This window comes from Streptomyces sp. NPDC054883 (assembly GCF_053610645.1).
Genome location: NZ_JBSGYT010000055.1, coordinates 22228 through 46900 on the forward strand (window position 1 = coordinate 22228; position 24673 = coordinate 46900).

The following is a 24673-nucleotide window of genomic DNA, read 5'->3' on the forward strand; positions in this document are numbered from 1 at the left end:
GGACGTGGCGGGGGTCAGAGACGGCAGGCGTGGATCGAGGTGGTGAGGATCGCGCGCGCGCCGAGCTCGTACAGGTCGTCCATGATCCGCTGGGCTTCCTTGGCGGGCACCATGGCGCGGACCGCGACCCAGCCCTCGTTGTGCAGCGGGGAGACGGTCGGCGACTCCAGGCCGGGGGTGAGGGCGACCGCGCGCTCCAGGTGCTCGGCGCGGCAGTCGTAGTCCATCATCACGTAGCTGCGGGCCACCAGGACGCCCTGGAGGCGGCGCAGGAACTGCTGGGCCTGCGGGTTGTCCGGGTCGGTGCCGTTGCCGCGGATGACCACGGCCTCGGAGGTGAGGATCGGCTCGCCGATGACCTCCAGGCCGGCGTTGCGCAGGCTGGTGCCGGTCTCCACGACGTCCGCGATGATCTGGGCGACGCCGAGCTGGATGGCGGTCTCGACCGCGCCGTCGAGGTGGACGACGGAGGCGTCGATGCCCTTCTCGGCGAGGTGCTTGGCGACGATTCCCTCGTACGAGGTGGCGATCGTCATCCCGGTGAAGTCCTCGGGGCCCTTCGCGGTGCCGGGCAGGGTGGCGTAGCGGAAGGTGGACCGGCCGAAGTTCAGCGGCAGGATCTCCTCGGCGCTGGCGCCGGAGTCGAGCAGCAGGTCCCGGCCGGTGATGCCGATGTCGAGCTTGCCGGAGGACACGTAGATCGCGATGTCCTTGGGGCGGAGGTAGAAGAACTCGACCTCGTTCTCGGGGTCGACGACCACCAGCTCCTTGGACTCCTTGCGCATCCGGTAGCCGGCCTCATGGAGCATCGCCGACGCCGGTCCGGAGAGTGAACCCTTGTTGGGGACGGCGATGCGCAGCATGGGGCTTCCTTGGGTGCGTAGGTGCGAAAGAGTGTGCGGGCGGGGGACCCGCGGGAAGAGCTCCCCCTAAAGGTGCGCGTAGACGTCCTCGAGGGAGATCCCGCGCGCGACCATCATCACCTGGACGTGGTAGAGCAGCTGGGAGATCTCTTCGGCGGCGGCTTCCTTGCCCTCGTACTCGGCGGCCATCCAGACCTCGGCGGCCTCCTCGACGACCTTCTTGCCGATGGCATGGACGCCCTTGCCGACGAGCTCGGCGGTGCGGGAGGAGCTGGGGTCGCCGTTGGCGGCCTTGAGCTGGAGCTCGGTGAAGAGTTCTTCGAAGCTCTTGGTGGGTTTGTTCGCCATGATGGTCCTCAGAATAAGGGGTCCCCCGCTGCCACTCAGCGCCAGGGTTCGCTGACGGTCCGCAGGGTCATGGCGGTGGAGACGGCGGCGGTGACCGCTTCGTGCCCCTTGTCCTCGTTGGACCCCTCGAGCCCGGCGCGGTCCAGCGCCTGCTCGTCGTTGTCGCAGGTCAGGACGCCGAAGCCGACGGGGACTCCGGTGTCGATCGACACCTGCACCAGGCCTTGGGTGACGCCCTGGCAGACGTAGTCGAAGTGCGGGGTGCCGCCGCGGATGACCACGCCGAGGGCGACGATGGCATCGTAGCCGCGACCGGCCAGTACCTTCGCCACGACCGGCAGCTCGAAGCTGCCGGGGACGCGCAGCAGGGTGGGCTCGTCGATGCCCAGCTCGTGCAGGGCCCGCAGGGCGCCGTCGACCAGCCCGTCCATGACCTTCTCGTGCCACTGGGCCGCGATCACGGCGACCCGCAGGTCGCCGCAGTTCTTCACGCTCAGTTCGGGTGCGCCCTTGCCGCTCACAGCTCTGCTCCTCGTGGTTCGTGTAGACGTTCGGTGGTGGGTGGGGGTGGTGCGGGGATTACTGGTTGCCGCAGGCGGAGGTGGTCACGGGCCCCTCCAGCCAGGGCAGGTCGTGGCCCATCCGGTCGCGCTTGGTGCGCAGGTAGCGCAGGTTGTGCTCGCCCGCCTCGATCGGCATCGCCTCCCGGCCGGCGACGGCGATGCCGTGGCCGACGAGGGCGTCCGCCTTGTCGGGGTTGTTGGTGAGCAGCCGCACGCTGTGCACGCCGAGGTCGGCGAGGATCTGCGCGCCGGCCCCGTAGTCGCGGGCGTCGGCGGGCAGACCGAGCTCCAGGTTGGCGTCGAGGGTGTCGCGGCCGCGCTCCTGGAGTTCGTACGCGCGCAGCTTGGACAGCAGTCCGATGCCGCGGCCCTCGTGGCCGCGCAGGTAGACCACCACGCCGCGGCCCTCGGCCTGGATGCGGGCCATGGAGGCGTGCAGCTGCGGGCCGCAGTCGCAGCGCTGGGACTGGAAGATGTCACCGGTCAGGCACTCGGAGTGCATCCGGACCAGGATGTCGTTGCCGTCGCCGACCTCGCCGTGGACGAGGGCGACGTGCTCGACTCCGTCGACGGTGGAGCGGTAGCCGTACGCGGTGAACGCGCCGAAGGCGGTCGGCAGGTTGACCTCGGCCTCGCGGCGCACGGTCGGCTCGGCGGAGCGGCGGTAGGCGATCAGATCCTCTATGGAGATGATCGTCAGGCCGTGCTTGCGGGCGAAGGGGATCAGCTCGGGCAGCCGCAGCATGACGCCGTCCTCGCCGGCGATCTCCACGATGGCGCCGGCCGGGCGCAGGCCCGCGAGGCGGGCGAGGTCGACGGCGGCCTCGGTGTGGCCGTTGCGGACCAGGACGCCGCCGGGCTTGGCGCGCAGCGGGAAGATGTGGCCGGGTCGGACGAAGTCCGCGGGCTCGCAGGTTCCGGTGGCCAGCAGCCGCAGGGTGGTGGCACGGTCGGCGGCGGAGATGCCGGTGCTGACCCCGTGCGCGGCGCTCGCGTCGACGGAAACGGTGAAGGCCGTCTTCATCGACTCGGTGTTGTGCTGGACCATCTGGGGCAGTTCGAGCCGGTCCAGCTCGGCCCCCTCCATGGGGGCGCAGATCAGGCCGCGGCACTCGCTCATCATGAACGCGATGATCTCGGGGGTGGCCTTCTCGGCGGCGATGACGAGGTCTCCCTCGTTCTCGCGGTCCTCGTCGTCGACGACGACGACCGGGCGGCCTGCCGCGATGTCCCGGACGGCCTGCTCGACGGGGTCGAGGCGGAAGGTGTCCGCGGCGGCGTCTTCGGGCATGTCCGGCACGGGCTTGAGGGGGGTCATGCCGTTGCTCCTTCGAGGGCCGGGGCGGTGGTGGTGCGCGAGCGCTGGTACCAGTCGTACGCGCCCCACAGGACGAGCGCGAAGTAGACGACGTAGACGAGGCCGGAGAAGGCCAGGCCGTTGGTGAAGGCGAGCGGTACGCCGACGAGGTCGACGAGGAGCCAGGCGAACCAGAACTCGACCAGACCGCGGGCCTGGGCGACCATCGCCACGATGGTGCCGACGAAGATGTACGCGTCGGCCCACGGGCTCCACGACAGGTTCGGGAAGAGGCTGAAGAGGCCCCCCACGGCGAGGGTGCCGAGGGCCGCCCCGGCCAGGAGCAGGCTGCGCTCGCGCCGGCTCGCGGTGCGGACGGCGATGGAACCGTCCTGGGCCTGCTGCCTGCCGCGCTGCCAGGCGCGCCAGCCCCATACGGCGACGCCGATGACCAGGAGCTGCTTGCCGACGCCGCCGGAGAGGTGGGCGGAGGCGTAGGCGGCGATCAGGATGAGGCCGGACAGGAGCTGGGCGGGCCAGGTCCAGATGGAGCGGCGCCAGCCGAGCGCGAGGGCGGCGAGGCCCATCAGGTTGCCGATCATGTCGGACCAGATGACCTTCTGACCGACGACCTCGAAGGCCTCGGCGTTGAGCCAGGTCAGGGCGCTCACTGGGCGTCTCCTTCGGTGCGCAGCGGGTCCACTCCGGCGGCCAGCAGCCGCTCCACGTACTTGGCGAGGACGTCGACCTCCAGGTTGACCGGGTCACCGGGCAGTTTGAGGCCGAGCGTGGTCAGGGCGAGGGTGGTCGGGATGAGGCTGACGGTGAACCAGTCGGCGGCGGCGTCCACCACGGTGAGGCTGACGCCGTCGACGGTGATGGAGCCCTTCTCCACGACGTAGCGGGACAGGTTCGCGGGGAGGGCGACCTTGACGAGCTCCCAGTGCTCGGAGGGGGTGCGGGAGAGGATCCGGCCGGTGCCGTCGACGTGTCCCTGGACCAAGTGGCCGCCGAGGCGGCCGCCGAGCGCCATCGGGCGCTCCAGGTTGACCCGTGAGCCCTCGGCCAGTGCGCCGAGGCTGGAGCGGTTCAGGGTCTCCTGCATGACGTCGGCGGTGAACTCGCCGTCCCCGGTCTCCACGACGGTCAGGCAGACGCCGTTGACGGCGATGGAGTCGCCGTGCTTGGCGCCCTCGGTGACGAGGGGGCCGCGCAGGCGGAAGCGCGAGGCTTCGGCGAGCTGCTCGACGGCGGTGACCTCGCCCAGTTCTTCGACGATTCCGGTGAACACTCAGTGCTCCTTGGGGGCGGTGGTGGGGACGGCGGTGATGCGCAGGTCGGTGCCGACGCGGACGGCCTCGGTGATGTCGAGGCGCACCGCGCGGGCGATGGTGGTGATGCCGGCGTCGGCCAGGGCCGCGGGGCCGGCGCCGAGCAGGGCCGGGGCGAGGTAGCCGACGACGCGGTCGACGGCCGCCGCTTCGAGGAAGGCGCCCGCCAGGGTGGGACCGCCTTCGAGGAACACGGAGCGCACGCCGCGGGCGTACAGGGCGCTGAGCAGTGCGGCAACGGGGATGCGGCCGTCGTGCAGGGGCAGCCGGAGCAGGTCGACGCCGGGCAGGTGCCGGGTGTCGGCGTCCTGCCCGACGACGAGCAGCGTCGGGGCCGCGTCGTCGAGGATGCGGGCGCCGGGCAGCAGGGTGGCGTGCGTGTCGAGGGCGACGCGCAGGGGCTGGGTGGCCCCGTCGATGCCGCGTACGGCGAGGTGCGGGTCGTCGGCGCGCAGGGTGCCGCCGCCGACGAGGACGGCGTCGGCCTCGGCGCGCAGCCGGTGGACGTCGGCGCGGGACTCCGGGCCGGTGATCCAGCGGCTGCTGCCGTCCGCGGCGGCGCTGCGGCCGTCGAGGGTGGCGGCGTACTTCCAGGTGACGTGGGGGCGGCCCAGGCGTACGGAGGTCAGCCAGGCGGCGTTGCCCGCCTCGGCCTCGGCCCGCAGGAACCCGCCCTCGGTCTCGACCCCGGCCGCGCGCAGGGTGGCGGCGCCGCCGCTGGCCTGCGGGTTCGGGTCGGGGACGGCGTAGACGACGCGGGTGATGCCCGCGTCGAGGAGGGCCTGCGCGCAGGGGCCGGTGCGCCCGGTGTGGTTGCAGGGTTCGAGGGTGACGTAGGCGACCCCGCCGCGGGCGGCGGGGCCCGCGGCGCGCAGGGCGTGGACCTCGGCGTGCGGGCCGCCGGCCCGCTGGTGCCAGCCTTCGCCGACGACCGTTCCGGCGGCGTCCGTGATGACACAGCCGACGACGGGGTTGGGGCTGGTGGAGCCGAGTCCGCGGGCCGCGAGCGCGATCGCCCGGCGCATGGCGGCGGCACCCGTCTCGGGTGCGGTCTGCGCGGCGTCTGTCGCCACCGGGTCCTCCTGCCTCATCGGGCACGGACTCCGGGGCTGTCGGGATACGACAGATGAAGCGGGACGCGGACGCGGGGACACCGAGGCCGGAAAAAGCGGGTCCCTTCGGTGGTATCCCGTGGGATACGCCCTGTGGACCGCCGACGGCGGCGTACCGGTCACTGGCCCGCCGCGCACTGCCTCCCATCCGGACTTTAACCGTCGGTCCAGGAATTTCACCTGGTCAACCGGCCGCTGGCTGCGGACGGGTCGCGGACTATAACCGCCGGTTCGGAATTACACCGACCCCGGAGTGCGCTGCTACTGGTACTAGGCCAGTGTGCCACGGCCGATCTGCGGCCATGTGGGCGAGGCGCTGTGGCCTGGATCACAAACCGGCCGTTCTCGAGCGGGACTATCGCGCCACCCGCAGCGCGGGCCGGACGGCGTACGCGCTTTGGTCCAGACCTATTGACGGGGTGGTCTAGTCCTCTTAACGTTCCCTTCATCTTCCCCGGGAGGCGGTCCGTCGGCGTGCGCACGCCGCGGGCCAACCAGCGCCGTTCGTCCGCACGTTGCCCCATGCCGAGTCCTGCCACCCTCCCCTCCCCAGGAGGCACCATGCCGTCCCCCACACGTACGAGAGCGATGCTCCTGGCATCCGGCGCGGCCATCGCCGGACTGCTGGTCGCAGGGCTCTCCCCGGGCGTCTCCCAGGCCGCCGACAACCCCGGCTGCCGACCCGACGGGCTGTACACGACGCCGGGTGTCGACGTCCCGTACTGCTCGGTCTACGACTCCGCAGGCCGCGAGAAGATGGGCGCCGACCACCAGCGGCGCGTCATCGGCTACTTCACGGGCTGGCGCACCGGCAAGGACGGCACCCCCGCCTACCTCGCCAACAACGTCCCGTGGTCCAAGGTCACCCACCTGAACTACGCCTTCGCCCACGTCGGCTCCGACAACAAGATCTCGGTCGGCGCGGACAACGCGGCCAACGCCGCCACCGGGATGACCTGGCCCGGCGTCGCGGGCGCCGAGATGGACCCGGCCCTGCCCTACAAGGGCCACTTCAACCTGCTGAACAAATTCAAGAAGCAGTACCCCGACGTCAAAACGCTGATCTCGGTGGGCGGCTGGGCGGAGACCGGCGGCTACTTCGGCGACGACGGCAACCGGGTCGCCTCCGGCGGCTTCTACTCGATGGCGACCAACGCCGACGGCTCCGTCAACCAGGCGGGCATCGACACCTTCGCCGACTCCTCCGTCGCCTTCATCCGCAAGTACGGCTTCAACGGCGTCGACATCGACTACGAGTACCCCACGACGATGAAGGACGCGGGCAACCCGCTGGACTGGCAGCTCTCCAACGCCCGCCGGGCCGGGCTGGTCAAGGGCTACGCCGCGCTGATGAAGTCGCTGCGCGAGCGGCTCGACCGCGCGGGCGCCGCCGACGGCAAGCACTACCTGCTCTCGGTCGCCGCGCCGTCCTCCGGCTACCTGCTGCGGGGCATGGAGACGTTCCAGATGCAGAAGTACCTGGACTACGTCAACATCATGTCCTACGACCTGCACGGCGCCTGGAACGAGTACGTCGGCCCCAACGCCTCGCTCTTCGACGACGGCAAGGACGGCGAACTGGCCGCCGCGGGCGTCTACTCCACCTCCCAGTACGGCGGGATCGGCTACCTCAACTCCGACTGGGCCTACCACTACTTCCGCGGCTCGATGCCCGCGGGCCGCATCAACATGGGCCTGCCGTACTACACCCGCGGCTTCAAGAACGTCCAGGGCGGCACCGACGGCCTGTGGGGCAAGGCCCCGGCCACCAGCTGTCCGGCCGGTGCGGGGCTGACCAAGTGCGGTGACGGCGCGGTCGGCATCGACAACCTGTGGCACGACCTGGACACGGCGGGGAAGGAGTCCCCGGCCGGGTCCAACCCGATGTGGCACGCCAAGAACCTGGAGAAGGGTGTCGTCGGCGACTACGTCGCGAAGTACGGCTTCCCGGCGAACACCACGCTGACCGGCACCTACGTCCGCAAGTACGACTCCACCCTGGTGGCGCCGTGGCTGTGGAACGACCAGAAGAAGGTGTTCCTGTCGACGGAGGACGAGCAGTCCGTCGCCGCCAAGGCCGACTACGTGGTGAACAAGGGCATCGGCGGCACGATGGTCTGGGAACTGGCGGGCGACTACGGCTACAACGCCGCCAAGGGCCAGTACGAGACGGGTGACACCCTCACCACGACGATGTACGAGAAGTTCAGGTCGGCGGCGCCCTACGGCGCGAAGCGCGCGACGATCCCCATGCCGGCCGAAGCGGTCAAGGTGGACGTGGACTTCACCCAGTTCCCGCTGGGTGACTCCAACTACCCGATCAGCCCCAAGCTCAAGATCACCAACAATACGGCGGCGACCCTGCCGGGCGGCACGGAGTTCCAGTTCGACTACTCCTCCTCGGCGCCGGACAACGCCAAGGACCAGTCCGGCTGGGGCACCACCGTCATCCGCAGCGACCACACCGGCAGCAACGCGGGCGGGCTGAAGGGCGACTACAACCGGGTCTCGCTCAAGCTGCCGGCCTGGCAGTCGCTGGCCCCCGGCGCCTCGGCGGAACTGGACTTCGTCTACTACCTGCCGACCTCCACCCCCTCCAACTGGACGGTGACCTTCGGCGGCAGGACGTACGGCATCGCCGGTGATCTGGCGCGCGGCGCGACGGTGGTCGAGCCGGGCGGGGCGAGCACCCCGCCGCCGACCACGCCGCCCACCACGCCGCCGCCGACCACGCCCCCGACGACCCCGCCCACGACGCCTCCCACAGGAGGAACCTGCACCGCCCCGGCGTACGTCGCCGGACAGGTGTACACCGGCGGGACGGCCGTCTCCCACAAGGGCCACACCTGGAAGGCGCAGTGGTGGACCCAGAACGAGGAGCCCGGCACCACGGGCGACTGGGGCGTCTGGAAGGACCTGGGCGCCTGCTGACACCCACGGGTGAGGGCGGGTGACTCCCGCCGACGGCAGGACCCGGTGGCCCGGCGGCCACCGGGTCCTGCCACGTACGCTGCTCCGGTGAACGCACCCGCAACCGCCTCCGCGGCGGATTTCGAGGAACACCGGGGACGGATGTTCGGCATCGCCTACCGGATGCTGGGCTCCGCGCACGAGGCCGAGGACACCGTCCAGGACGCGTACCTGCGCTGGAGCGCGGGCGACCGGGGCGACGTCGAGCACCCCGGCGCGTGGCTCGCGAAGACCGTGACCCGGCTGTGCCTGACCCGCCTGACCTCGGCCCGGGCCCGGCGCGAGGAGTACGTCGGACCCTGGCTCCCGGAGCCGGTGCTCACCTCGGACGGCACGCTGGGTCCGCTGGACTCTGCGGAGCGGCGCGACAGCGTCTCCATGGCCCTGCTGGTGCTGCTGGAGCAGCTCACCCCGGTGGAGCGGGCGGTGTACGTGCTGCGCGAGGCCTTCGCGTACGGGCACCGGGAGATCGCCGGACTGCTCGACCTCAGCGAGGCCAACTGCCGTCAGCTGTACCGGCGTGCGGCCCAGCGGGTGGCGGCGCCGCGGCCGCGCTTCCAGGCGGATCCGCAGCGGTGGCAGGGCCTGGTGGACACCTTCATGGCGGCGGCGCGCGACGGGGACGTGGCACGGCTGGAGAGCCTGCTCAGCGCCGACGCGCGCTACGTGGCGGACGGCGGCGGGGTGGTCAACGCGGCCCGGCGGCCGGTCGTCGGCCGCAACAAGGTGGCCCGGCTCCTGCTCGGGGCGCTGGGGAAGTTCACGGCCGGCCTGCCCGTCGCCCCCGCGGAGGTCAACGGGATGCCGGCCCTGGTGTTCGGCGAGGTGGCGGTGCTGACCGTCGAATTCGAGGACGCGCCGGACGGCGGGAACCCGCTGGTCAGCGGGATGCGGGTGGTCGTCAACCCGGAGAAGCTGGAGTTCCTGCTGCGGCAGCTGTCACGTCCGGGGAGGCTGTCCGGTCCCGGCTGGTGAACGCACCCTTTCCGGAAAGGACGAACACCACCATGAGCACGATCCTGGTCACCGGAGGCACCGGCACCCTCGGCTCGCTCGTCGTCACCCGGCTGCGGGAGGCGGGTCACGAGGTCCGCGTCCTGAGCCGGCACGCGCAGGAGTACCCCGTCGACCTGCGCGACGGCAGCGGGCTGGACGCGGCGCTGGCGGGCGCGGAGGTCGTCGTGCACTGCGCGAGCTCGCCGCGGGGCGGGGACGACGTGGCGGCCGCGCACCTGATCGAGGCGGCCCGGCGGGCCCGGACCGTCACCAACATCGTCTACATCTCGATCGTCGGGGTGGACGTGGTGCCGTTCGGCTACTACGTGACGAAGCACGAGGTCGAGCGGCTGCTGGAGGAGTCGGGGCTGGGGGTCACGATCCTGCGGACGACCCAGTTCCACGACCTCGTGGCGCAGCTGGCGGACGCCCTGGGGAGACTGCCGGTGGTGCCGGTGCCGAAGGGGGTGAGGGTGCAGCCGATCGCGGTCGGCGAGGTCGCGGACCGGCTCGCGGAGCTGGCGGTTCCGGTGGCGGCGGGGCGGGTCCCGGACATGGGCGGGCCGGAGACCCGCACGCTGGCGGGGCTGGTCCGCGCCCGGCTGGCGGCGACGGGACGCGGTGGGCGACGGGTGGTGTCGGTGCCGCTGGCGGGCAAGGCGTACGCGGCGTTCCGCCGGGGCGGCCAGCTGGCGCCGGGGCGGGCGGTGGGTCGCCAGAGCTTCGCGGAGTTCCTGCGCAGCGCGGGCTGACGGGGCGGGGCCGTCCCGCGGCGGTCCGGCTGCGCGAGCGGCCCCGGCTGCGCCGGGCTTCGAGGGGCTCCGCCCCGCACCCTCCCCCAGACTCCGTCCGCAGGGACCCCCACGCCTCAAACGCCGACGGGCCGGAGGTGTTCCCGGTGGTCGGCGAGGGAGCCGGAGGGTCGCAGCGGGGGCTGGAGGCGGGCGCCGGAGGGGCTGGAGGCGGGCGCCCGGTAGGTTGGCGGCATGACGACCGGGGACTCCGAACTCACCCCCGCGCGCCTGCGGCGCGCCCGGATCGCGATAGCCGCCGTCTTCTGCGCCCACGGCGCGGTCACCGGCTCGTTCGCCACCCGGATCCCCTGGATCCAGGACAACGCCGGGCTCAGCGCGGGCACGTTGGGCCTGGCGCTGGCCTTCCCCGCCCTCGGCGCCGCCCTCGCGATGCCGCTCGCCGGGCGGATCAACCACCGGTTCGGGGCCCGGACCGCACTGCGCGGCCTGCTGGCCCTGTGGACCCTGTCCCTCGTCCTGCCGAGCCTCGCCCCCGGCCTGGCCGCCCTCTGCTGCGCCCTGTTCGTGTACGGAGCCACCTCCGGCATGGCCGACGTGGCGATGAACGCGCTCGGCGTGGAGACCGAGAACCGGCTCGGCCGCTCGGTCATGTCCTCGCTGCACGGCATGTGGAGCGTGGGGGCGCTGCTCGGCTCGGCCGCCGGTACGGTCGCCGCGCACGCCGGTACCGATGCCCGGCTGCACCACCTGGTCGCCGCGCTCGCCCTGACGGCGGCCGGGCTGGTCGCCGTACGGGGAGTCCTGGATCCGCGCGGCGACGCGGAGGCTGCGGCGCCGCCGCACTTCACGCTGCCGCCCAAGTCGGCGCTGCTCATCGGCGCGGTGGGGTTCTGCGCCGTCTTCGCCGAGGGCGCGGGCCTGGACTGGTCCGCCGTCTACCTGCGGGACGTACTGCACTCGGACGCGGGACTCGCGGCCGCCTGCACCACGGCGTTCGCCCTGACCATGGCGGTGGCGCGGCTCGCCGGGGACCGGGTGGTCGACCGGTTCGGCCCGGTCGCCACCGTGCGGGCGGGCGGCCTACTGGCCACCGCGGGCGGCCTGTCGGTGGTCACGGTCCGGCATCCGGCGGGCGCCCTGGCGGGGTTCGGCCTGATCGGGCTGGGCATCGCGGTGGTCGTGCCGCTGGCCTTCGCGGCAGCGGCGCGCAGCGGGCCCGCTCCGGCGCAGGCCATCGCGGGGGTGGCCACGATCACCTACACCTCGGGCCTGATCGCCCCGTCGGCGATCGGGGCGGTGGCGGACGCGAGCTCGCTGGTGGTGTCGTTCGGGTTGGTCACGCTCCTGTCGTTCGCCCTGGTCGCTGGGGCGGCGGTGCTGCGGCGCCGGCCGGGGGGCGAGTGGGGCGGCCCGGTCAATCGGGACGAACCGGCAGCTATCCGGCCGTAGGATGTCCGCTGGCCCGCGCGCGCGTTTGACCGCGTGCAGCCAATATCGGTGACCGGTCGGCGGAACGGAAGTGGTGGACATGGGCTTCGGCGTGGGCTGGACCCTGCACGGGGACGGGCGGACACCCGCCCCCGGCGCGGTGGTCCGGCCGGACGAGCGGCTGTCTTGGCCGCGTACCGTCGGGCTCGGCGCCCAGCACGTGGTGGCGATGTTCGGCGCGAGTTTCGTCGCACCGGTCCTGATGGGCCTGGACCCGAACCTCGCCATCATGATGTCGGGCGTCGCGACCGTCCTCTTCCTGCTGGCGACGCGCGGCCGGGTGCCCTCGTACCTGGGCTGCTCCCTCTCGTTCGTGGGTGTCGCCGCGGCGATCCGGGCGGCCGGCGGGGACAGCGCGGTGGTCACCGGCGCCGTGTTCGTGGTCGGCGTGGCGCTGTTCCTCGCGGGGCTGGCCGTACAGCGGTTCGGGGCGCGGGTGATCCACGCGGTGATGCCGCCGGTGGTCACGGGCGCCGTGGTGATGCTGATCGGCTTCAACCTGGCTCCGGTGACGGCCTCGACGTACTGGCCGCAGGACCAGTGGACGGCGTTGCTGGTGATGGTCTTCACCGGACTGGCCGTGGTGTGCCTGCCCGGGTTCTGGTCCCGGATCGCGATCTTCCTCGGCCTGGTCTTCGGGTACGCGATCTCCTGGATCTTCGACCTCGTCTTCGGCGAGATCCACTCGACGGTGGGCGGCGGACCCGCGGTCGACCACTGGCGGCTCGACCTCTCCGCGGTCTCGAAGGCGGACTGGATCGGACTGCCTTCCTTCCACGCGCCGGCCTTCGAGTGGTCGGCGATCCTCGTCGCGCTGCCGGTCGTCATCGCCCTGATCGCGGAGAACGCCGGACACATCAAGGCCGTCGGCGAGATGACCGGCGACCCGCTCGACGACAAGCTCGGCACCGCCATCGCGGCCGACGGCGCGGCCTCCATGCTGTCCACCGCGCTCGGCGGGCCGCCCAACACCACCTACTCCGAGAACATCGGCGTCATGGCGGCCACCCGCGTCTACTCGACGGCCGCGTACTGGGCGGCGGCGGGCTTCGCCCTGCTGTTCGGCCTGTGCCCGAAGTTCGGGGCGGTCGTCGCCGCGATCCCCGGCGGGGTGCTCGGCGGCATCACCGTGATCCTGTACGGGATGATCGGCCTGCTCGGTGCGCAGATCTGGCTGAACGCCGGGGTGGACCTGCGCAATCCGCTGAACCTGGTGCCGGCCGCGGCCGGCATCATCATCGGCGTCGGCGGCGTCAAGCTGCAGATCACCGGCTCGTTCGAACTGGGCGGCATCGCCCTCGGCACGATCGTGGTGGCCGGCGGCTACCACGCGCTGCGGTACTTCGCCCCCGCGCACCTCAAGGAGCAGCGGCCGCTGCTCGACGCGGGCACCTCCGCCTACGACGACCAGGCCCCCCGGGACACGCGCGGTTGACGGAGTTTCGCCCGAACCGGGGAAGCGCGCGGCCAAGTTCCCCGATCGGGCGGTCCCGGCTGCGACGCTGCCCCCATGGAAGCGGTGCTCGCGCGGATGCGCGCCCTGGACGAGCGGCTGCCCGCGCAGGACGGCGTCGCCGTCTTCAACCGGGTCTACCTGACGGTGACGGAGACGCTCCAGCGGCGGGTCCGGGACGGGGACTTCCCCGCGCCGCGCCGGGCCCAGGCCCTGACGGTCCGCTTCGCCGAGCGCTACCTGGCGGCGGTGGAAGCGGACCGGGCCCCCGCCTGCTGGCGGCCCCTGCTCCAGTACCGCCGCCACCCCGGCGTGCGCCCGCTCCAGCACGCGCTGGCCGGGATCAACGCGCACATCGGCCACGACCTGGCACTGGCGGTGGTCGCCAGCTGCCGCCACCTGGGGTGCGAACCGGTCGCACTGGAAGGGGACTTCGACCGGGTCGGGGACGTCCTGGTCTCCCTGGAGGAACGCATCCGCGAGGACCTGATGCCCGGTCCCGACCTGCTGGAGGTCGCCGACCCGCTGACGCACCTGCTCGGCTCCTGGAGTCTGGACCGCGCCCGCGCGGGCGCCTGGGCGGCGGCCCGCCTGCTGTGGACGCTGCGCCGCACCCCGGAACTCGCCGAGGAGTTCCGCGAATCCCTCGACGCGAGCGTCGGCCTGGTCGGCCGCTGCCTGCTGACCCCGACGCCCCTGGAACCCCGCCCGGTCCGGGCCTTCGCGTCCTGAGCGGGCACGAGGACGGGCCCGCTACGAGGACGGGCCCGGCATGAGGACGGGCCGCCGCCGCGCTGGGGAAGCGCGGGGGCGGCCCGTGATCGGGGGGGTCCGGGGACGGTCAGTCCTCGGGGAGTTCGACCGGGGCGATCTCGTCGTAGACGTCGCCCGGGCCGGGGTTGGTGGCGTCGGTGGAGCCGCCCAGGTGGTGCATCACGCCCCAGACCGCGTTCAGCGCCGTCTGGACCGCACCCTCCGCCCAGCCCGCCGTCCAGGAGATGTCGTCGCCCGCGAGGAAGATGCCGCGCTTGTCCTCGGGGAGGCTGTCCTGCATGAAGTGGGTGAACAGGCGGCGCTGGTAGCGGTAGTGACCCGGCAGGTTCGCCTTGAACGCGCCCATGAAGTAGGGCTCGTTCTCCCAGGACACCGTCACCGGGTTGCCGATGATGTGGCGCCGGATGTCGACCTTCGGGTAGATCTCGCCGAGGGACTTCAGCATGACCTCCATCCGCTCGTTCGCGGACAGCGGCAGCCACTTCAGGCTGTCGTCGCACCAGGTGTACGACAGGCAGATGACGGCCGGCTGGTCGGGGCCGTTGTCCAGCAGGTAGGTGCCGCGGGTCATCCGGTCCGTCAGCGTCATCGACATGACGTCGCGGCCGGTCTCTTCGTCCTTGTCCAGCCAGAACGGCCGGTCCACGGGGATGAAGAGCTTCGAGGACTCCATGTAGTGGGTCCGCTCGATCGCCGTCCAGTGGTCGATCGGGAAGAGCGTGTCGTCGCACGCGATCTTCGACAGCAGCATCCACGACTGGGCCGTGAAGATGGCGGCCCGGTAGGTGCGGATGTCGCCGGAGGCGTCCGTGACGGTGATGCGGTTGCCGGCCGTGCGGTGCAGGCGGGTCACGGCCGGGCGCGGGGCGCCGTCGTGCAGGGAGGACAGCGAGGTGCCCTGCGCCCAGTGGACGATCTTCTCGGGCTCGCGCTCCCACATCCGCAGCGGCAGCTGCTGCGAGCCGCCGACGATGCCGCGGTGGTGGTCGTCCGCCTCGGTGTAGACGACGCGCAGGATCTCCAGGATGGAGTTCGGGAAGTCGGTGTCCCAGCCGCCGGTACCGAAACCGACCTGGCCGAAGATCTCGCGCTTGCGGAAGGACTGGAAGGCCTGCGACTCGCAGAGGAAGCCGTAGAAGGTCTGGTTGTCGAGCTTCTCGACGAGCTTCGCCCAGATCTCGCGGATGCGCGGGACGTCCCGCTCGCGCATCGCGGTGTTCATGTCGGAGAAGTCCGCGCCCTCTTCCAGGCAGGCGTTCCACGCGGCGGCGACGTCCCGGTAGACCTGCGGGAGGTCGGCGATGGTCTCGGCGTAGTGGGTCTCGCCCTTGAGGTCGACGACCGTCGAGGGGGTGGCCTCGGCGAGCGGGTTCGGGAAGGGCTCCGTGACCAGACCGACGAGGTCGATGTAGTGCTGCAGGGCGGTGGAGGAGGGCGGGAAGCGCATCGCGCCCATCTCCGCCGTGAGACCGTCCGTGCCCGGGCCTTCGAAGCCGACGGTCCGCAGCCGGCCGCCGATCTGGTCGGCCTCGTAGACGACGGGCTTGAGGCCCATCTTCATCAGCTCGTAGGCGGAGATGATGCCGGACAGCCCGCCGCCGATGACGGCGACCTCGGTGCCGTGCTCCGTCGCCGGTACCTGGCCGAGCCCCGCCGGGTGGGCGAGGAAGTCGTCGTACGCGTACGGGAAGTCCGGACCGAACATGGTGATCGGGGGCTGTCCGTCGCTGTGCGGGACGGCGGTGGGCACCGTGGACGTCATGGGGTACGGCTCCTTGCGAACGGACTGTGGCAGGCGGGGGGAATCGGGCGGGGAGGGGAGGGCTCAGACGAGGGAGGCGTAGAGCCCCGGGCGGCGGTCGCGCAGGTACGGGTTGGTCTCGCGCGAGACCCGCAGCAGCTCGGGGTCGACGTCACCGAGGACCAGTTCCTCGCCGCGGCCGGCCCGGGTGCGGGTGACGCCGTCGGGGCTCGCGAGGCAGCTGAGTCCGACGAACTCGAACTCGCCCTCGGGACCGGTCCGGTTGACGTACGCGACGTACATCTGGTTCTCGAAGGCCCGCACCGGGACCAGCTGTTCGGCGACGAACTGGAACGGGTGCATCTGCGCGGTCGGGACCAGGAGGAGGTCGGTCCCGGCGAGCGCGTGGGCCCGGACGTTCTCGGGGAACTCCACGTCGTAGCAGATCATGAGGCCGACGCGGAGGCCGTTCAGGTCCGCCTGGACGACGGGGGTGTCGCCGGGGGTGAAGGCGTCCTGCTCGAAGCAGCCGAAGAGATGGGTCTTGCGGTAGTTCGCCAGCGCCGTGCCGTCGGGGCCGATGAGCTGTGCGGAGTTGTGGACCGCCGCGCCCGCCCGCTCCGGGTAGCCGTACAGGACGGCGACGCCGTGGCGGCGGGCGATCTCGCCGATGGCGACGGCGGACGGGCCGTCGGCCGGTTCGGCGAGCCCGGGGATGTCCTGGAGGTCCAGCGCGTAGCCGGTCAGGAACATCTCCGAGGTCACGAGGAGCCCGGCCCCGCCCTGTGCGGCGCGCGCCGCGGCCTCGTCGAGCCTCTTGAGGTTCTCGGCGGGGTGGCCGAGGACTCCGGAGCTCTGGAGGAGAGCGGTGCGCAGCGGGGGCATGGGCGTACCTCTGTGACGGGTGGGGAGGGTGTCCCAAAACGGTACGTTCACCCGTTCGACCACGACAAGACGTCTCCGTTGCGCTCGGAGCATCGATTCGTTGCGTGTTTCGGCGCCGGTGCGGAGATTCGTTGCGCGGGGGCTGGATGAGCCCCTCCTCGCGGAGGCGGGGGCGCGGGAACGGCGTACGTACGAGGGTACGCGCGGGCCCGCACCGGTCCGTGTGCCGGGGGTCAGCTGGGGCCTTCGCCGGACGGTGCGAGGTCGGGGCGGCCCGCGAGGAGGGCGAGGTCTTCGAGGATGTCGGGGGTGTGGTTGCTGACGACGCGGCCGCTCCAGGTGTCGCACAGGGCTGGCACGGTCAGGGTCCCGTCGTAGTGGTGTCCGGTGGCCTCGTAGGCGCGGCGCAGCGCCGCGTGGGTGGCGGGCGGGCCGAGGACGGTGGTGCCGACGGAGTCGGCGAGGCCGAGCAGGGAGAGGGCGGTGGTCAGGCTGTGGGAGCGGGGACAGCCGGCGGAGAGGTAGAGGTGGTAACGGTGGGGCTCGGGCGAGAAGCCCGCGCCGATGCGACCGCGCGGGGTCGGGGCGGGGCCGGTGCGGGGCAGGACCATCTGGAGCATGGCTCTCCTGGGTGGGTGCGGCGGAGTGACGCGGACAAACAGGGGCACACGGGCACGGCAAGGGGCGCACGGATGGGCGACCGGGCGTGCGGGTGCGCCGCGATGGCGGGGCGGGGCGGGGGCGCCGGCTGGCCGCCGGGGCGCGGGCGCGGTGCGCCCGCGGGACCGGGCGGCGCCGGGTCAGGCGCGCTGCGCGCCGCAGACCCGCAGGAGGTCGATGTAGAGGCGCCGGGTCAGCCGGCAGCGGCGGAGGGGCTGGGCCTCCGTGCCGGGTGTCCGGGGCATGTCGACCGATCCCATCCTGTCCTCGGGCATAAAGCGCCCGGTGCGGGCGCTGACGATCCTGACCGTCCCCCGCAGTGTCGTGGCGTCCCGCAGGGCCGTCAAGAAGGCGGACGCGCCGCGATGCTTCCGCCTCCGACCCCAAGGACCCCGCACTCCATGTCCCCCGACCCGGACACCCTCACCGCCACCGGCGCCCATCCCCTCGACAACCCGGTCTGGGCCGCCCTCACGGGCCCGCACCGGGAGTTCGCCGAAGTGGCCGGCCGTGCGGCCCGCTACCTGCGGGACGCAAACCCTTCGGCGCCCTCGCCGACCCGGCGGACCCGCTGGCCTGGGCGGACCTGGCGTCCCTGGCCGGTCCCGGGCAGGAGGTCTGGCTGACCGGCCTGCCGACCCCGCCCGACGGGTGGCGGACGCTGCGCTCCATACCGGGCGTACAACTGGACGGCCGCGAGGTGCGGGCCGAGGACGACCCGGAGGCGGTGCGGCTGGGCACGGCCGACGTGCCCGAGATGCTGGAGCTGGTGCGCCTCACGGAGCCGGGGCCGTTCGCCACGCGCACCGTGGAGCTGGGCACGTACCTCGGGATCCGGCGCGAGGGCCGACTGGTCGCGATGGCCGGGGAGCGGATGCGGCCGCCCGGCTGGTCGGAGATCAGCGCGGTGTGCACCCACCCCGGCCACCGGGGCGAGGGCCTGGCCGGGCGGCTGGTCCGCGCGGTGGCCGCAGCCGTCCGCGAGCGCGGGGACGCCCCCTTCCTGCACGCGGCCGCCGCGAACACCGGCGCGATCCGGCTGTACCGGTCGATGGGGTTCACCCTGCGCCGCGAGCCGGTGTTCATCGGGCTGCGCACCCCCGGCGCCGCCGGGCCGGGCACGGCCCCGGACGGGGGCGCCGGTGGGGAGGGGAAGCCGTAACACCCGCTGTTCCGCCCCGGTGGTCGCGCGGGCCCCGGTGCGCCGGAGGGCGGAGATTCCCGTACGCGGGAAGGGGTTTCAGTGCGCGGGGAAGGGTCACACGCGCTGGTACCGACGACTTCCCACGGAAAGGAACCGCCATGTCCGACGTCTCCCGCCTGCCGGGTTCCGCCCACCACTACTGGCAGTGGCAGTCCCGTGCCGCCTGTCGGGACCTCGGTTCCGGCCGGTTCTTCCACCCTGCCGGAGAGCGGGGCGAGGACCGCGAGGTCCGGGACGAGGCGGCGAAGCGCGTCTGCGCCGGGTGCCCGGTGCGCGCGGCCTGCCTGGAGCACGCACTGACGGCCCGCGAGCCGTTCGGGGTGTGGGGCGGCCTCACGGAAGAGGAGCGCCGGGCCCTGCTGGACGAGCGCACCCCGGCGCACGTGTGAGCGGACCCGGTGGCCCGCGGGCGAGCGGTCCCCGCGAAGGGCTCAGGCCGGGGCGCCGGAGGTGAAGCGGCGCAGCAGCGGGGAGAGGACCAGGACCGACTTGGTGCGCTCCACGAACGGCTCCCCCGCGATGCGCTCCAGGACCCGCTCGAAGTGGCGCATGTCGGAGGCGAAGATCTGGACGAGGGCGTCCGCGTCGCCGGTGACGGTCGACGCGGACACCACCTCGGGATACCGCTCCAGACCCCGCCGGATGTCGTCCGGCGAGGTGTTGTGGCGACAGTAGATCTCGATGAAGCCCTCGGTCTCCCAGCCCATGGCGGCCGGGTCCACGCGGACGGTGAAGCCGGTGATGGCCCCTTCCGAGCGCAGCCGGTCCACGCGCCGCTTCACGGCGGGGGCGGAGAGCCCGACCTCGGAGCCGATGTCCGCGTAGGAACGGCGGGCGTCCTCGGCGAGGGCGTGCACGATGCGTTCGTCGAGATCGTTCAGTCGCACTGCGGGTGGATCACTTCTCTGCTGTGGCCAGTCGGGAGCGGCGGATGCCGTACAGGAAGTAGACCACGAGGCCGACGGCCATCCAGACACCGAACGCGACCCACGTGGCGCCCGGCAGGCTGTACATCATGTAGGCGCAGGCCAGGAAGCCGAGGATCGGCGTCACCGGGTACAGCGCCACCTTGAAGGTGCGCGGCATGTCGGGCTTGGTGCGGCGCAGGATCATGACGGCCACGTTGACCAGGGCGAAGGCGAAGAGCGTGCCGATGCTGGTGGCGTCGGCCAGGTCACCCAGCGGGATGAAGGCGGCGAGCGCGCCGCAGAAGAGCGAGACGATCACCACGTTGGCGCGGGGCGCGCCGGTCTTGGCGTCGACCTTGGCGAAGACCTTCGGGACGAGGCCGTCGCGGGACATCGCGAAGAGGATGCGGGTCTGGCCGTAGAGCACGGCGAAGACCACGGAGGCGATGGCGACGACCGCGCCGGCCGCGAGGACGACGCCCCAGACGCTGGTGCCGGTGACGTTGGTCATGATCTGGGCGAGCGCGGCCTCGGTGCCCGCGAAGTCCTGCCACGGCATGGCGCCGACGGCGACGAAGGCGACGAGGACGTACAGGACCGTGACGATGCCCAGCGAGAGCATGATCGCGCGCGGCAGGTCCTTCTTCGGGTTCTTGGCTTCCTCACCGGCGGTGGAGGCGGCGTCGAAGCCGATGTAGGAGAAGAAGAGGGTGGAGGCGGCGGCGCTGATGCCGGTGACGCCGAGCGGGGCCAGCGGGGTGTAGTTGCCGGACTTGATGCCCATGATGCCGATGCCGATGAAGAGCACGAGCGTCACGATCTTCACGCCGACCATGACCGAGTTGATGGTGGCGCTCTCCTTGGCGCCGCGCATCAGGAAGACCATCGCGAGCAGGACCACGACCAGCGCGGGCAGGTTGATCCAGCCGCCCTCGCCCATCGGGGCTGCGAGCCGCTCGGGGAGGGTGACGCCTATGGTCCCGTCGAGCAGCTCGTTGAGGTACTGGCCCCAGCCGACGGCGACGGCCGCGACGGACACCGCGTACTCCAGGACCAGACACCAGCCGCAGACCCAGGCGACGAACTCGCCCATGGTGGCGTAGGAGTACGAGTACGAGGAGCCCGAGACCGGGACGGATCCGGCCAGCTCGGCGTAGGACAGCGCCGAGAACAGCGCGGTCAGGCCCGCGATGATGAAGGAGATCGTCACGGCCGGGCCCGCCTTGGGGGCGGCCTCGCCGAGGACGACGAAGATGCCGGTGCCCAGGGTGGCGCCGATGCTGATCATGGTCAGCTGCCACATGGTGAGCGAGCGGCGCAGCGAGCCGCCCTCACCCTGGCCGCCCTCGGCGACCAGCTGCTCGACCGGCTTGCGGCGCAGCAAAGGATGGGCAGGCTTGCTGGGCTCGGACGTGAGCGGTGGCGCCTGGCCGGTTTCGAGCACGAAAGGACTCCTTTGACACTGCGGATGGGGACTTTCAGGCGTCGACCGCAGCGGTCCGGAGCAGGAACAGGCGAGCAGGAGCCTGCCTGGGCATGGGGGACCGCCGAGCAGGCGGTCCGCGCCACTCCACGTACAGCGAGTGAGCCTACGAGCTGAGTGATACCGCCCGTAATGCACCATCCTTGCACATTGGCGCACGATCGTTGCGCGGATCTGTCCCAGCTGGTCCTTTGTTGCGCGCGGATGATCGATCACTGCGTAAGGCGCTCCGCGACCCCTTTTCGACGGGTTCGGCCGCGCGGGCGGTCGAACCCCTTCCGGCGGGGTACGAATCGAAGCGTTCCCCCACTCGACGACCGGAGGCGATGCGTGAGAGCGGTGAGCGGCGCGGACGACGCGTGGCAGGATCCGGGCCCCTTCCTGCGCGGGGTCGCGTGGCTGGACGAGGGCCGACCGGTGCGCGCCGACCCCGCGGACACCATGCGGCTGCCCTGGGACACCGGCGAGCGCGCCACGCTTCCCATCGGGGTGCGGCTGGAGTTCACCGCCGGGCGGGCGCACGCCGTGGAGATCCGCTACCGGGCGACCGTGCCCGGACCCACCGACGCGCTGCGCGACGTCGCTCACGGCTTCGCCCTCTGGGACCGCCACGGGGTGCTCCGCGAGGTGTGGACCGAGCCGGCCGCGGAGGCCGTCGTACGGATACCGCTGCCCGTCGGCGCCGGGCCGCTCACCGTCCACCCGCCCGAGGCCCAGTCGCCGCTGATCCTCGGCGTGCGCGGGATCGGCGGCCCCCTCACTCCGGCCCCGCCGGCCCCGCGCTGGGTGGTGCACGGCGACTCCATCACCGAGGGCTGGTGGTCCACCCGCCCCGCCCACGGCTGGGCCGCGGTCGCCGGCCGGGAACTGGGGTGGGACACCGTCAACCTGGGGTACGCGGGCGCCGCGCGCGGGGAACTCGCCACCGCCGAACAGCTCGCCGAGCTCCCCGCCGACGCCCTGACGCTCGCCTTCGGCACCAACTGCTGGTCCCGGGTGCCCTTCTCCGCCCCGATGCTCTACGAGACCACGCGCGCGTTCCTCGACCTCGTACGGCAGGGCCACCCGCACACCCCGCTGCTCCTGCTGTCCCCCGTGCTGCGCCCCGAAGCCGAGCGCACCCCGAACCGGCTCGGCGCCACCCTGGGCGCCCTGCGCGACGCCATGGAGCGCGCCGTCCGCGACCGGATCGCCGCCGGGGACGGCCGGCTGGCCCTGCTGCCGGGCCGGGACCTGCTCGGTCCCGAGCACCTCGCGGACGGGCTGCACCCCGACGACGACGGGCACCGGGTCCTGGGCCTCGCTGTGGTCACGGCCCTGCGGCGGGCCGGGTTCGACGCGGGATAGGTGAAAGAGGACACACCGAACCGGCTGAACAGGTCCCTCCCCCGACGACGTGTCCTGCACAAGTTGCCGACGCTCCGGCGACGGGCTCGGCGGACACCACACGTGGGAGAGATCAACATGGGTATCAAGCGCGGGACTTCCCTGGCCGCGATCGCGATCGTCGTCACCATGACGGCGACCGCGTGCGGCGGCGGCGACGACAAGGCGGCCGGCGCCATCAAGCCGGCCGCGGCCGGTGCCCCCCAGGCAGCCGCCGCGGATCCCTACGCGGCCGACCCGGCCGCCGGCGCCGCGGGCGCCTCCGGCGCGAAGGGTGCCGGGCAGCTGGCGGTCGCGGCCAACGACGCGCTGGGCCCGGTGCTCACCGACAGCGCCGGATTCGCCCTCTACCGCTTCGACAAGGACACGGCCAAGCCGCCGAAGTCGAACTGCGACGGGGACTGCGCGAAGGCCTGGCCGGCCGTCGCGGCCGGCGACGCCACGGCAGCCGCCGGCATGGACGCGGCGCTGCTCGGCGAGGTGGTGCGCACCGACGGCAGCAAGCAGCTGACGGTGGCGGGCTGGCCGGTGTACCGGTTCGCCAAGGACACCAAGGCGGGCGACACCAACGGCCAGGGCGTGGGCGGCACCTGGTTCGCCGCGGCGCCGGACGGCAAGAAGGCCGCGAAGCCGGCCCCCGCTCCGGCCGGCGCCGGTCAGCCGACGGGCGCGCTGACCGTGGCGAAGGACCCCAAGCTCGGTGAACACATCGTCGACGGCAACGGGATGACCGTCTACCGGTTCAAGCCGGACACCGCCTGGCCGATGGTCTCCAAGTGCGAGGGCGACTGCGTCGCCAAGTGGCCGGTGGTGCCCCCGGTGGACAAGGCCAACGCCAAGGGCATCATCGAGAAGAACTACCTGGTGCTGGACCGCCCCGACGGCAAGAAGCAGCAGACGGTGAACTGCTGGCCCGTCTACACCTTCACCGGTGACAAGAAGGCCGGCGACACCAACGGCCAGGGCGTGGGCGGCACCTGGTACGCCGTCACCCCCGACGGCAAGCTCATCACGGCGCAGTAGGGCGCCCGACCGGACCACCTGACCGCGCGGCCCCCGTCCTCCCCTCCCCCCGAGGGCCGGGGCCGCGCACCCGTCCCCCGCCCCCGTTCCCAGTGCGACCGAGCGAACCTAGACTCGGCTCCATGCTGCGCGTACTCGCCGTCGACGACGAGAAGCCCCTCCTCGAGGAACTGCTCTACCTGCTGGGCTCCGACGCGCGGGTGTGCAGCGCCGAGGGCGCCTCGGACGCCACCGAAGCCCTGCGCCGGATCACCCGGGCCCTGGAGAGCGGCCCGGACGGGCCCGACGGCATCGACGTGGTCTTCCTCGACATCCACATGGCCGGGCTGACCGGGCTGGACATCGCCCGGCTGCTGGCCGGCTTCGCGCGACCGCCGCTGATCGTGTTCGTCACCGCCCACGAGGGCTTCGCCGTCCAGGCCTTCGACTTGAAGGCGGTGGACTACGTGCTCAAGCCGGTACGCCCGGAGCGGCTGGCGGAAGCCGTCCGCCGGGCCTGCGCCCAGCTGGACCGGGCGGCGGGACCCGCGGCCGCGGCGGACCCTGCCGGGCCCCCGCCGCCCCCGGCCGTGCCCGCGCAGCACAGACCGGCCCCCGAGGTCACCGTCGGCGACCGGTCCACGGAGCAGATCGCCGTCGAACTGGGCGGGGTGACCCGCTTCGTTGCGATCGCCGACATCGCGTACGTCGAGGCCCAGGGCGACTACGCCCGGCTGCACACCGACGACGGCAGCCACCTGGTGCGGATCCCGCTGTCGACGTTGGAGGAGCGCTGGGCCGCGCGCGGCTTCGTGCGGATCCACCGGCGCCACCTGGTGGCGCTCGGCCGGATCGACGAACTGCGCCTCGACGGGGGCACCACCAGCGTCCGGATCGGGTCGGCGGAGCTCCAGGTCAGCCGCCGGCACGCGCGGGAGCTGCGGGACCTGCTGATGCGGCAGGCGACCGGCTGACGGGCCGCCCGGACGCCGTCCGGCCCGCGCTGTACGGCATCCGCCGACCGTCCGGCGTGCGCGGGCGCCGTTCGTCGCGCCGGGACGGACGTACGGCGACCCGCCGGGCCCGTCGGCCGCAGCGGTGGACGGAAGCGGCCCCGGCCCGGCGGCCCGCGCGTATCGTGGATCTTCCGGCCCGGGAGGAGCCCCGCACATGCCCGACATCCAGGCGCTGCTGGACGCGCTCACCGGAATGCCCCGGACCCGGCCCGCCGAACCCGCCGAGGCCGAGGCCCTGCTCGCCCGGCTGCGCAGCGTGGCGGCGCGCTGGGCCGACGTGCTCTACGAGGCCCAGGACGGCACCCGGCAGCAGTTGCCGCCGCGCGCGGAGGCGGCGCTGACGCTCGCGTTCCGGCGCGCCGAGGAGTCGTACGTGGAGCTGGAGATCGCCCTGCGGGACTGCGCGGAGCACCGCGACCCCGCCGCCTGAGTCCCCGT

23 protein-coding genes, 1 pseudogene and 1 riboswitch are annotated in these 24673 nt (G+C 72.7%); of the genes and pseudogenes, 12 read left to right on the forward strand and 12 right to left on the reverse strand.

The features are described from left to right. Positions 1-14 precede the first annotated feature (14 nt). The 7 genes from hisG to ribD form a co-directional block, all read right to left on the reverse strand. The gene (hisG, locus tag ACWGH1_RS30130; RefSeq protein ID WP_453355000.1) at positions 15-863 is read right to left on the reverse strand and encodes an ATP phosphoribosyltransferase; all 849 of its coding nucleotides are present in this window, start codon (positions 861-863) and stop codon (positions 15-17) included. Positions 864-929: 66 nt separating this feature from the next. Further along, positions 930-1211, reverse strand: coding sequence for a phosphoribosyl-ATP diphosphatase (locus tag ACWGH1_RS30135; protein WP_267035926.1), 282 nt, complete (start codon positions 1209-1211; stop codon positions 930-932). Positions 1212-1246: 35 nt separating this feature from the next. After that, positions 1247-1732, reverse strand: coding sequence for a 6,7-dimethyl-8-ribityllumazine synthase (gene ribH, locus ACWGH1_RS30140; protein ID WP_007262951.1), 486 nt, complete (start codon positions 1730-1732; stop codon positions 1247-1249). Between the two features lie 58 nt (positions 1733-1790). Continuing rightward, positions 1791-3092 carry a bifunctional 3,4-dihydroxy-2-butanone-4-phosphate synthase/GTP cyclohydrolase II gene (locus tag ACWGH1_RS30145; protein ID WP_453355001.1) on the reverse strand — a complete coding sequence of 434 codons (1302 nt, stop codon included), beginning with the start codon at positions 3090-3092 and terminating at the stop codon, positions 1791-1793. After that, the gene (locus tag ACWGH1_RS30150) at positions 3089-3742 is read right to left on the reverse strand and encodes a nicotinamide mononucleotide transporter family protein (protein WP_453355002.1); all 654 of its coding nucleotides are present in this window, start codon (positions 3740-3742) and stop codon (positions 3089-3091) included. Before ACWGH1_RS30150 ends, ACWGH1_RS30145 begins: the two co-directional genes overlap by 4 nt. After that, a complete protein-coding gene (locus ACWGH1_RS30155) occupies positions 3739-4362 on the reverse strand; it encodes a riboflavin synthase (protein WP_453355003.1) in 624 nt (207 codons plus the stop codon). The genes ACWGH1_RS30150 and ACWGH1_RS30155 overlap by 4 nt, the downstream gene beginning before the upstream one ends. Beyond that, positions 4363-5427, reverse strand: a complete 1065-nt coding sequence (gene ribD / locus ACWGH1_RS30160; protein WP_453355005.1) for a bifunctional diaminohydroxyphosphoribosylaminopyrimidine deaminase/5-amino-6-(5-phosphoribosylamino)uracil reductase RibD — start codon at positions 5425-5427, stop codon at positions 4363-4365. It abuts the gene before it with no gap. A gap of 217 nt (positions 5428-5644) precedes the next feature. After that, a riboswitch (FMN riboswitch) is annotated at positions 5645-5775 on the reverse strand. A gap of 300 nt (positions 5776-6075) precedes the next feature. Between ribD and ACWGH1_RS30165 the strand changes: the two genes are divergently transcribed. The 6 genes from ACWGH1_RS30165 (at position 6076) to ACWGH1_RS30190 (ending at position 13908) form a co-directional block, all read left to right on the forward strand. Further along, positions 6076-8445: a chitinase C-terminal domain-containing protein gene (locus tag ACWGH1_RS30165; RefSeq protein ID WP_453409180.1), complete on the forward strand. Its 2370-nt coding sequence runs from the start codon at positions 6076-6078 to the stop codon at positions 8443-8445. A gap of 87 nt (positions 8446-8532) precedes the next feature. Next, the gene (locus tag ACWGH1_RS30170; RefSeq protein WP_453409181.1) at positions 8533-9459 is read left to right on the forward strand and encodes an RNA polymerase sigma-70 factor; all 927 of its coding nucleotides are present in this window, start codon (positions 8533-8535) and stop codon (positions 9457-9459) included. Between the two features lie 32 nt (positions 9460-9491). Then, positions 9492-10232, forward strand: coding sequence for an SDR family oxidoreductase (locus tag ACWGH1_RS30175; RefSeq protein ID WP_453355923.1), 741 nt, complete (start codon positions 9492-9494; stop codon positions 10230-10232). A 234-nt stretch (positions 10233-10466) separates the two neighbouring features. Next, complete coding sequence (locus ACWGH1_RS30180) at positions 10467-11684, forward strand: MFS transporter (protein ID WP_453355922.1); 1218 nt, start codon at positions 10467-10469, stop codon at positions 11682-11684. 79 nt (positions 11685-11763) lie between these two features. Continuing rightward, positions 11764-13158, forward strand: coding sequence for a uracil-xanthine permease family protein (locus ACWGH1_RS30185; protein WP_453355921.1), 1395 nt, complete (start codon positions 11764-11766; stop codon positions 13156-13158). Between the two features lie 75 nt (positions 13159-13233). Continuing rightward, on the forward strand, positions 13234-13908 hold the full coding sequence (locus tag ACWGH1_RS30190) for a DUF5995 family protein (protein ID WP_453409182.1): 675 nt from the start codon (positions 13234-13236) through the stop codon (positions 13906-13908). A gap of 109 nt (positions 13909-14017) precedes the next feature. Here ACWGH1_RS30190 and ACWGH1_RS30195 read toward each other — a convergent pair whose 3' ends face one another. From ACWGH1_RS30195 to ACWGH1_RS30205, 3 genes are all read right to left on the reverse strand, one after another. Further along, the gene (locus tag ACWGH1_RS30195) at positions 14018-15712 is read right to left on the reverse strand and encodes a flavin monoamine oxidase family protein (protein WP_453356942.1); all 1695 of its coding nucleotides are present in this window, start codon (positions 15710-15712) and stop codon (positions 14018-14020) included. A gap of 63 nt (positions 15713-15775) precedes the next feature. Further along, positions 15776-16576 carry a carbon-nitrogen hydrolase family protein gene (locus ACWGH1_RS30200; RefSeq protein WP_453356941.1) on the reverse strand — a complete coding sequence of 267 codons (801 nt, stop codon included), beginning with the start codon at positions 16574-16576 and terminating at the stop codon, positions 15776-15778. Positions 16577-16809: 233 nt separating this feature from the next. Further along, positions 16810-17196, reverse strand: coding sequence for a hypothetical protein (locus ACWGH1_RS30205; protein ID WP_453356940.1), 387 nt, complete (start codon positions 17194-17196; stop codon positions 16810-16812). 441 nt (positions 17197-17637) lie between these two features. Here ACWGH1_RS30205 and ACWGH1_RS30210 point away from each other — a divergent pair. Beyond that, positions 17638-18398 (forward strand): annotated as a pseudogene (locus tag ACWGH1_RS30210) (GNAT family N-acetyltransferase). Between the two features lie 140 nt (positions 18399-18538). Next, positions 18539-18829: a WhiB family transcriptional regulator gene (locus ACWGH1_RS30215; RefSeq protein WP_453356065.1), complete on the forward strand. Its 291-nt coding sequence runs from the start codon at positions 18539-18541 to the stop codon at positions 18827-18829. 42 nt (positions 18830-18871) lie between these two features. Here ACWGH1_RS30215 and ACWGH1_RS30220 read toward each other — a convergent pair whose 3' ends face one another. After that, the gene (locus tag ACWGH1_RS30220) at positions 18872-19327 is read right to left on the reverse strand and encodes an Lrp/AsnC family transcriptional regulator (RefSeq protein ID WP_190187101.1); all 456 of its coding nucleotides are present in this window, start codon (positions 19325-19327) and stop codon (positions 18872-18874) included. A 10-nt stretch (positions 19328-19337) separates the two neighbouring features. Further along, positions 19338-20792 (reverse strand): amino acid transporter, encoded by a 1455-nt coding sequence (locus ACWGH1_RS30225; RefSeq protein ID WP_453356064.1) that lies wholly within the window; start codon positions 20790-20792, stop codon positions 19338-19340. 369 nt (positions 20793-21161) lie between these two features. Between ACWGH1_RS30225 and ACWGH1_RS30230 the strand changes: the two genes are divergently transcribed. From ACWGH1_RS30230 to ACWGH1_RS30245, 4 genes are all read left to right on the forward strand, one after another. Next, the gene (locus ACWGH1_RS30230; RefSeq protein WP_453356063.1) at positions 21162-22178 is read left to right on the forward strand and encodes a GDSL-type esterase/lipase family protein; all 1017 of its coding nucleotides are present in this window, start codon (positions 21162-21164) and stop codon (positions 22176-22178) included. A gap of 117 nt (positions 22179-22295) precedes the next feature. Further along, the gene (locus ACWGH1_RS30235) at positions 22296-23240 is read left to right on the forward strand and encodes an SCO0930 family lipoprotein (RefSeq protein WP_453409183.1); all 945 of its coding nucleotides are present in this window, start codon (positions 22296-22298) and stop codon (positions 23238-23240) included. A 122-nt stretch (positions 23241-23362) separates the two neighbouring features. Beyond that, on the forward strand, positions 23363-24193 hold the full coding sequence (locus tag ACWGH1_RS30240; RefSeq protein WP_453357577.1) for a LytR/AlgR family response regulator transcription factor: 831 nt from the start codon (positions 23363-23365) through the stop codon (positions 24191-24193). Positions 24194-24389: 196 nt separating this feature from the next. After that, positions 24390-24665 carry a hypothetical protein gene (locus ACWGH1_RS30245; RefSeq protein ID WP_453355095.1) on the forward strand — a complete coding sequence of 92 codons (276 nt, stop codon included), beginning with the start codon at positions 24390-24392 and terminating at the stop codon, positions 24663-24665. The last annotated feature ends 8 nt before the right edge of the window (positions 24666-24673 follow it).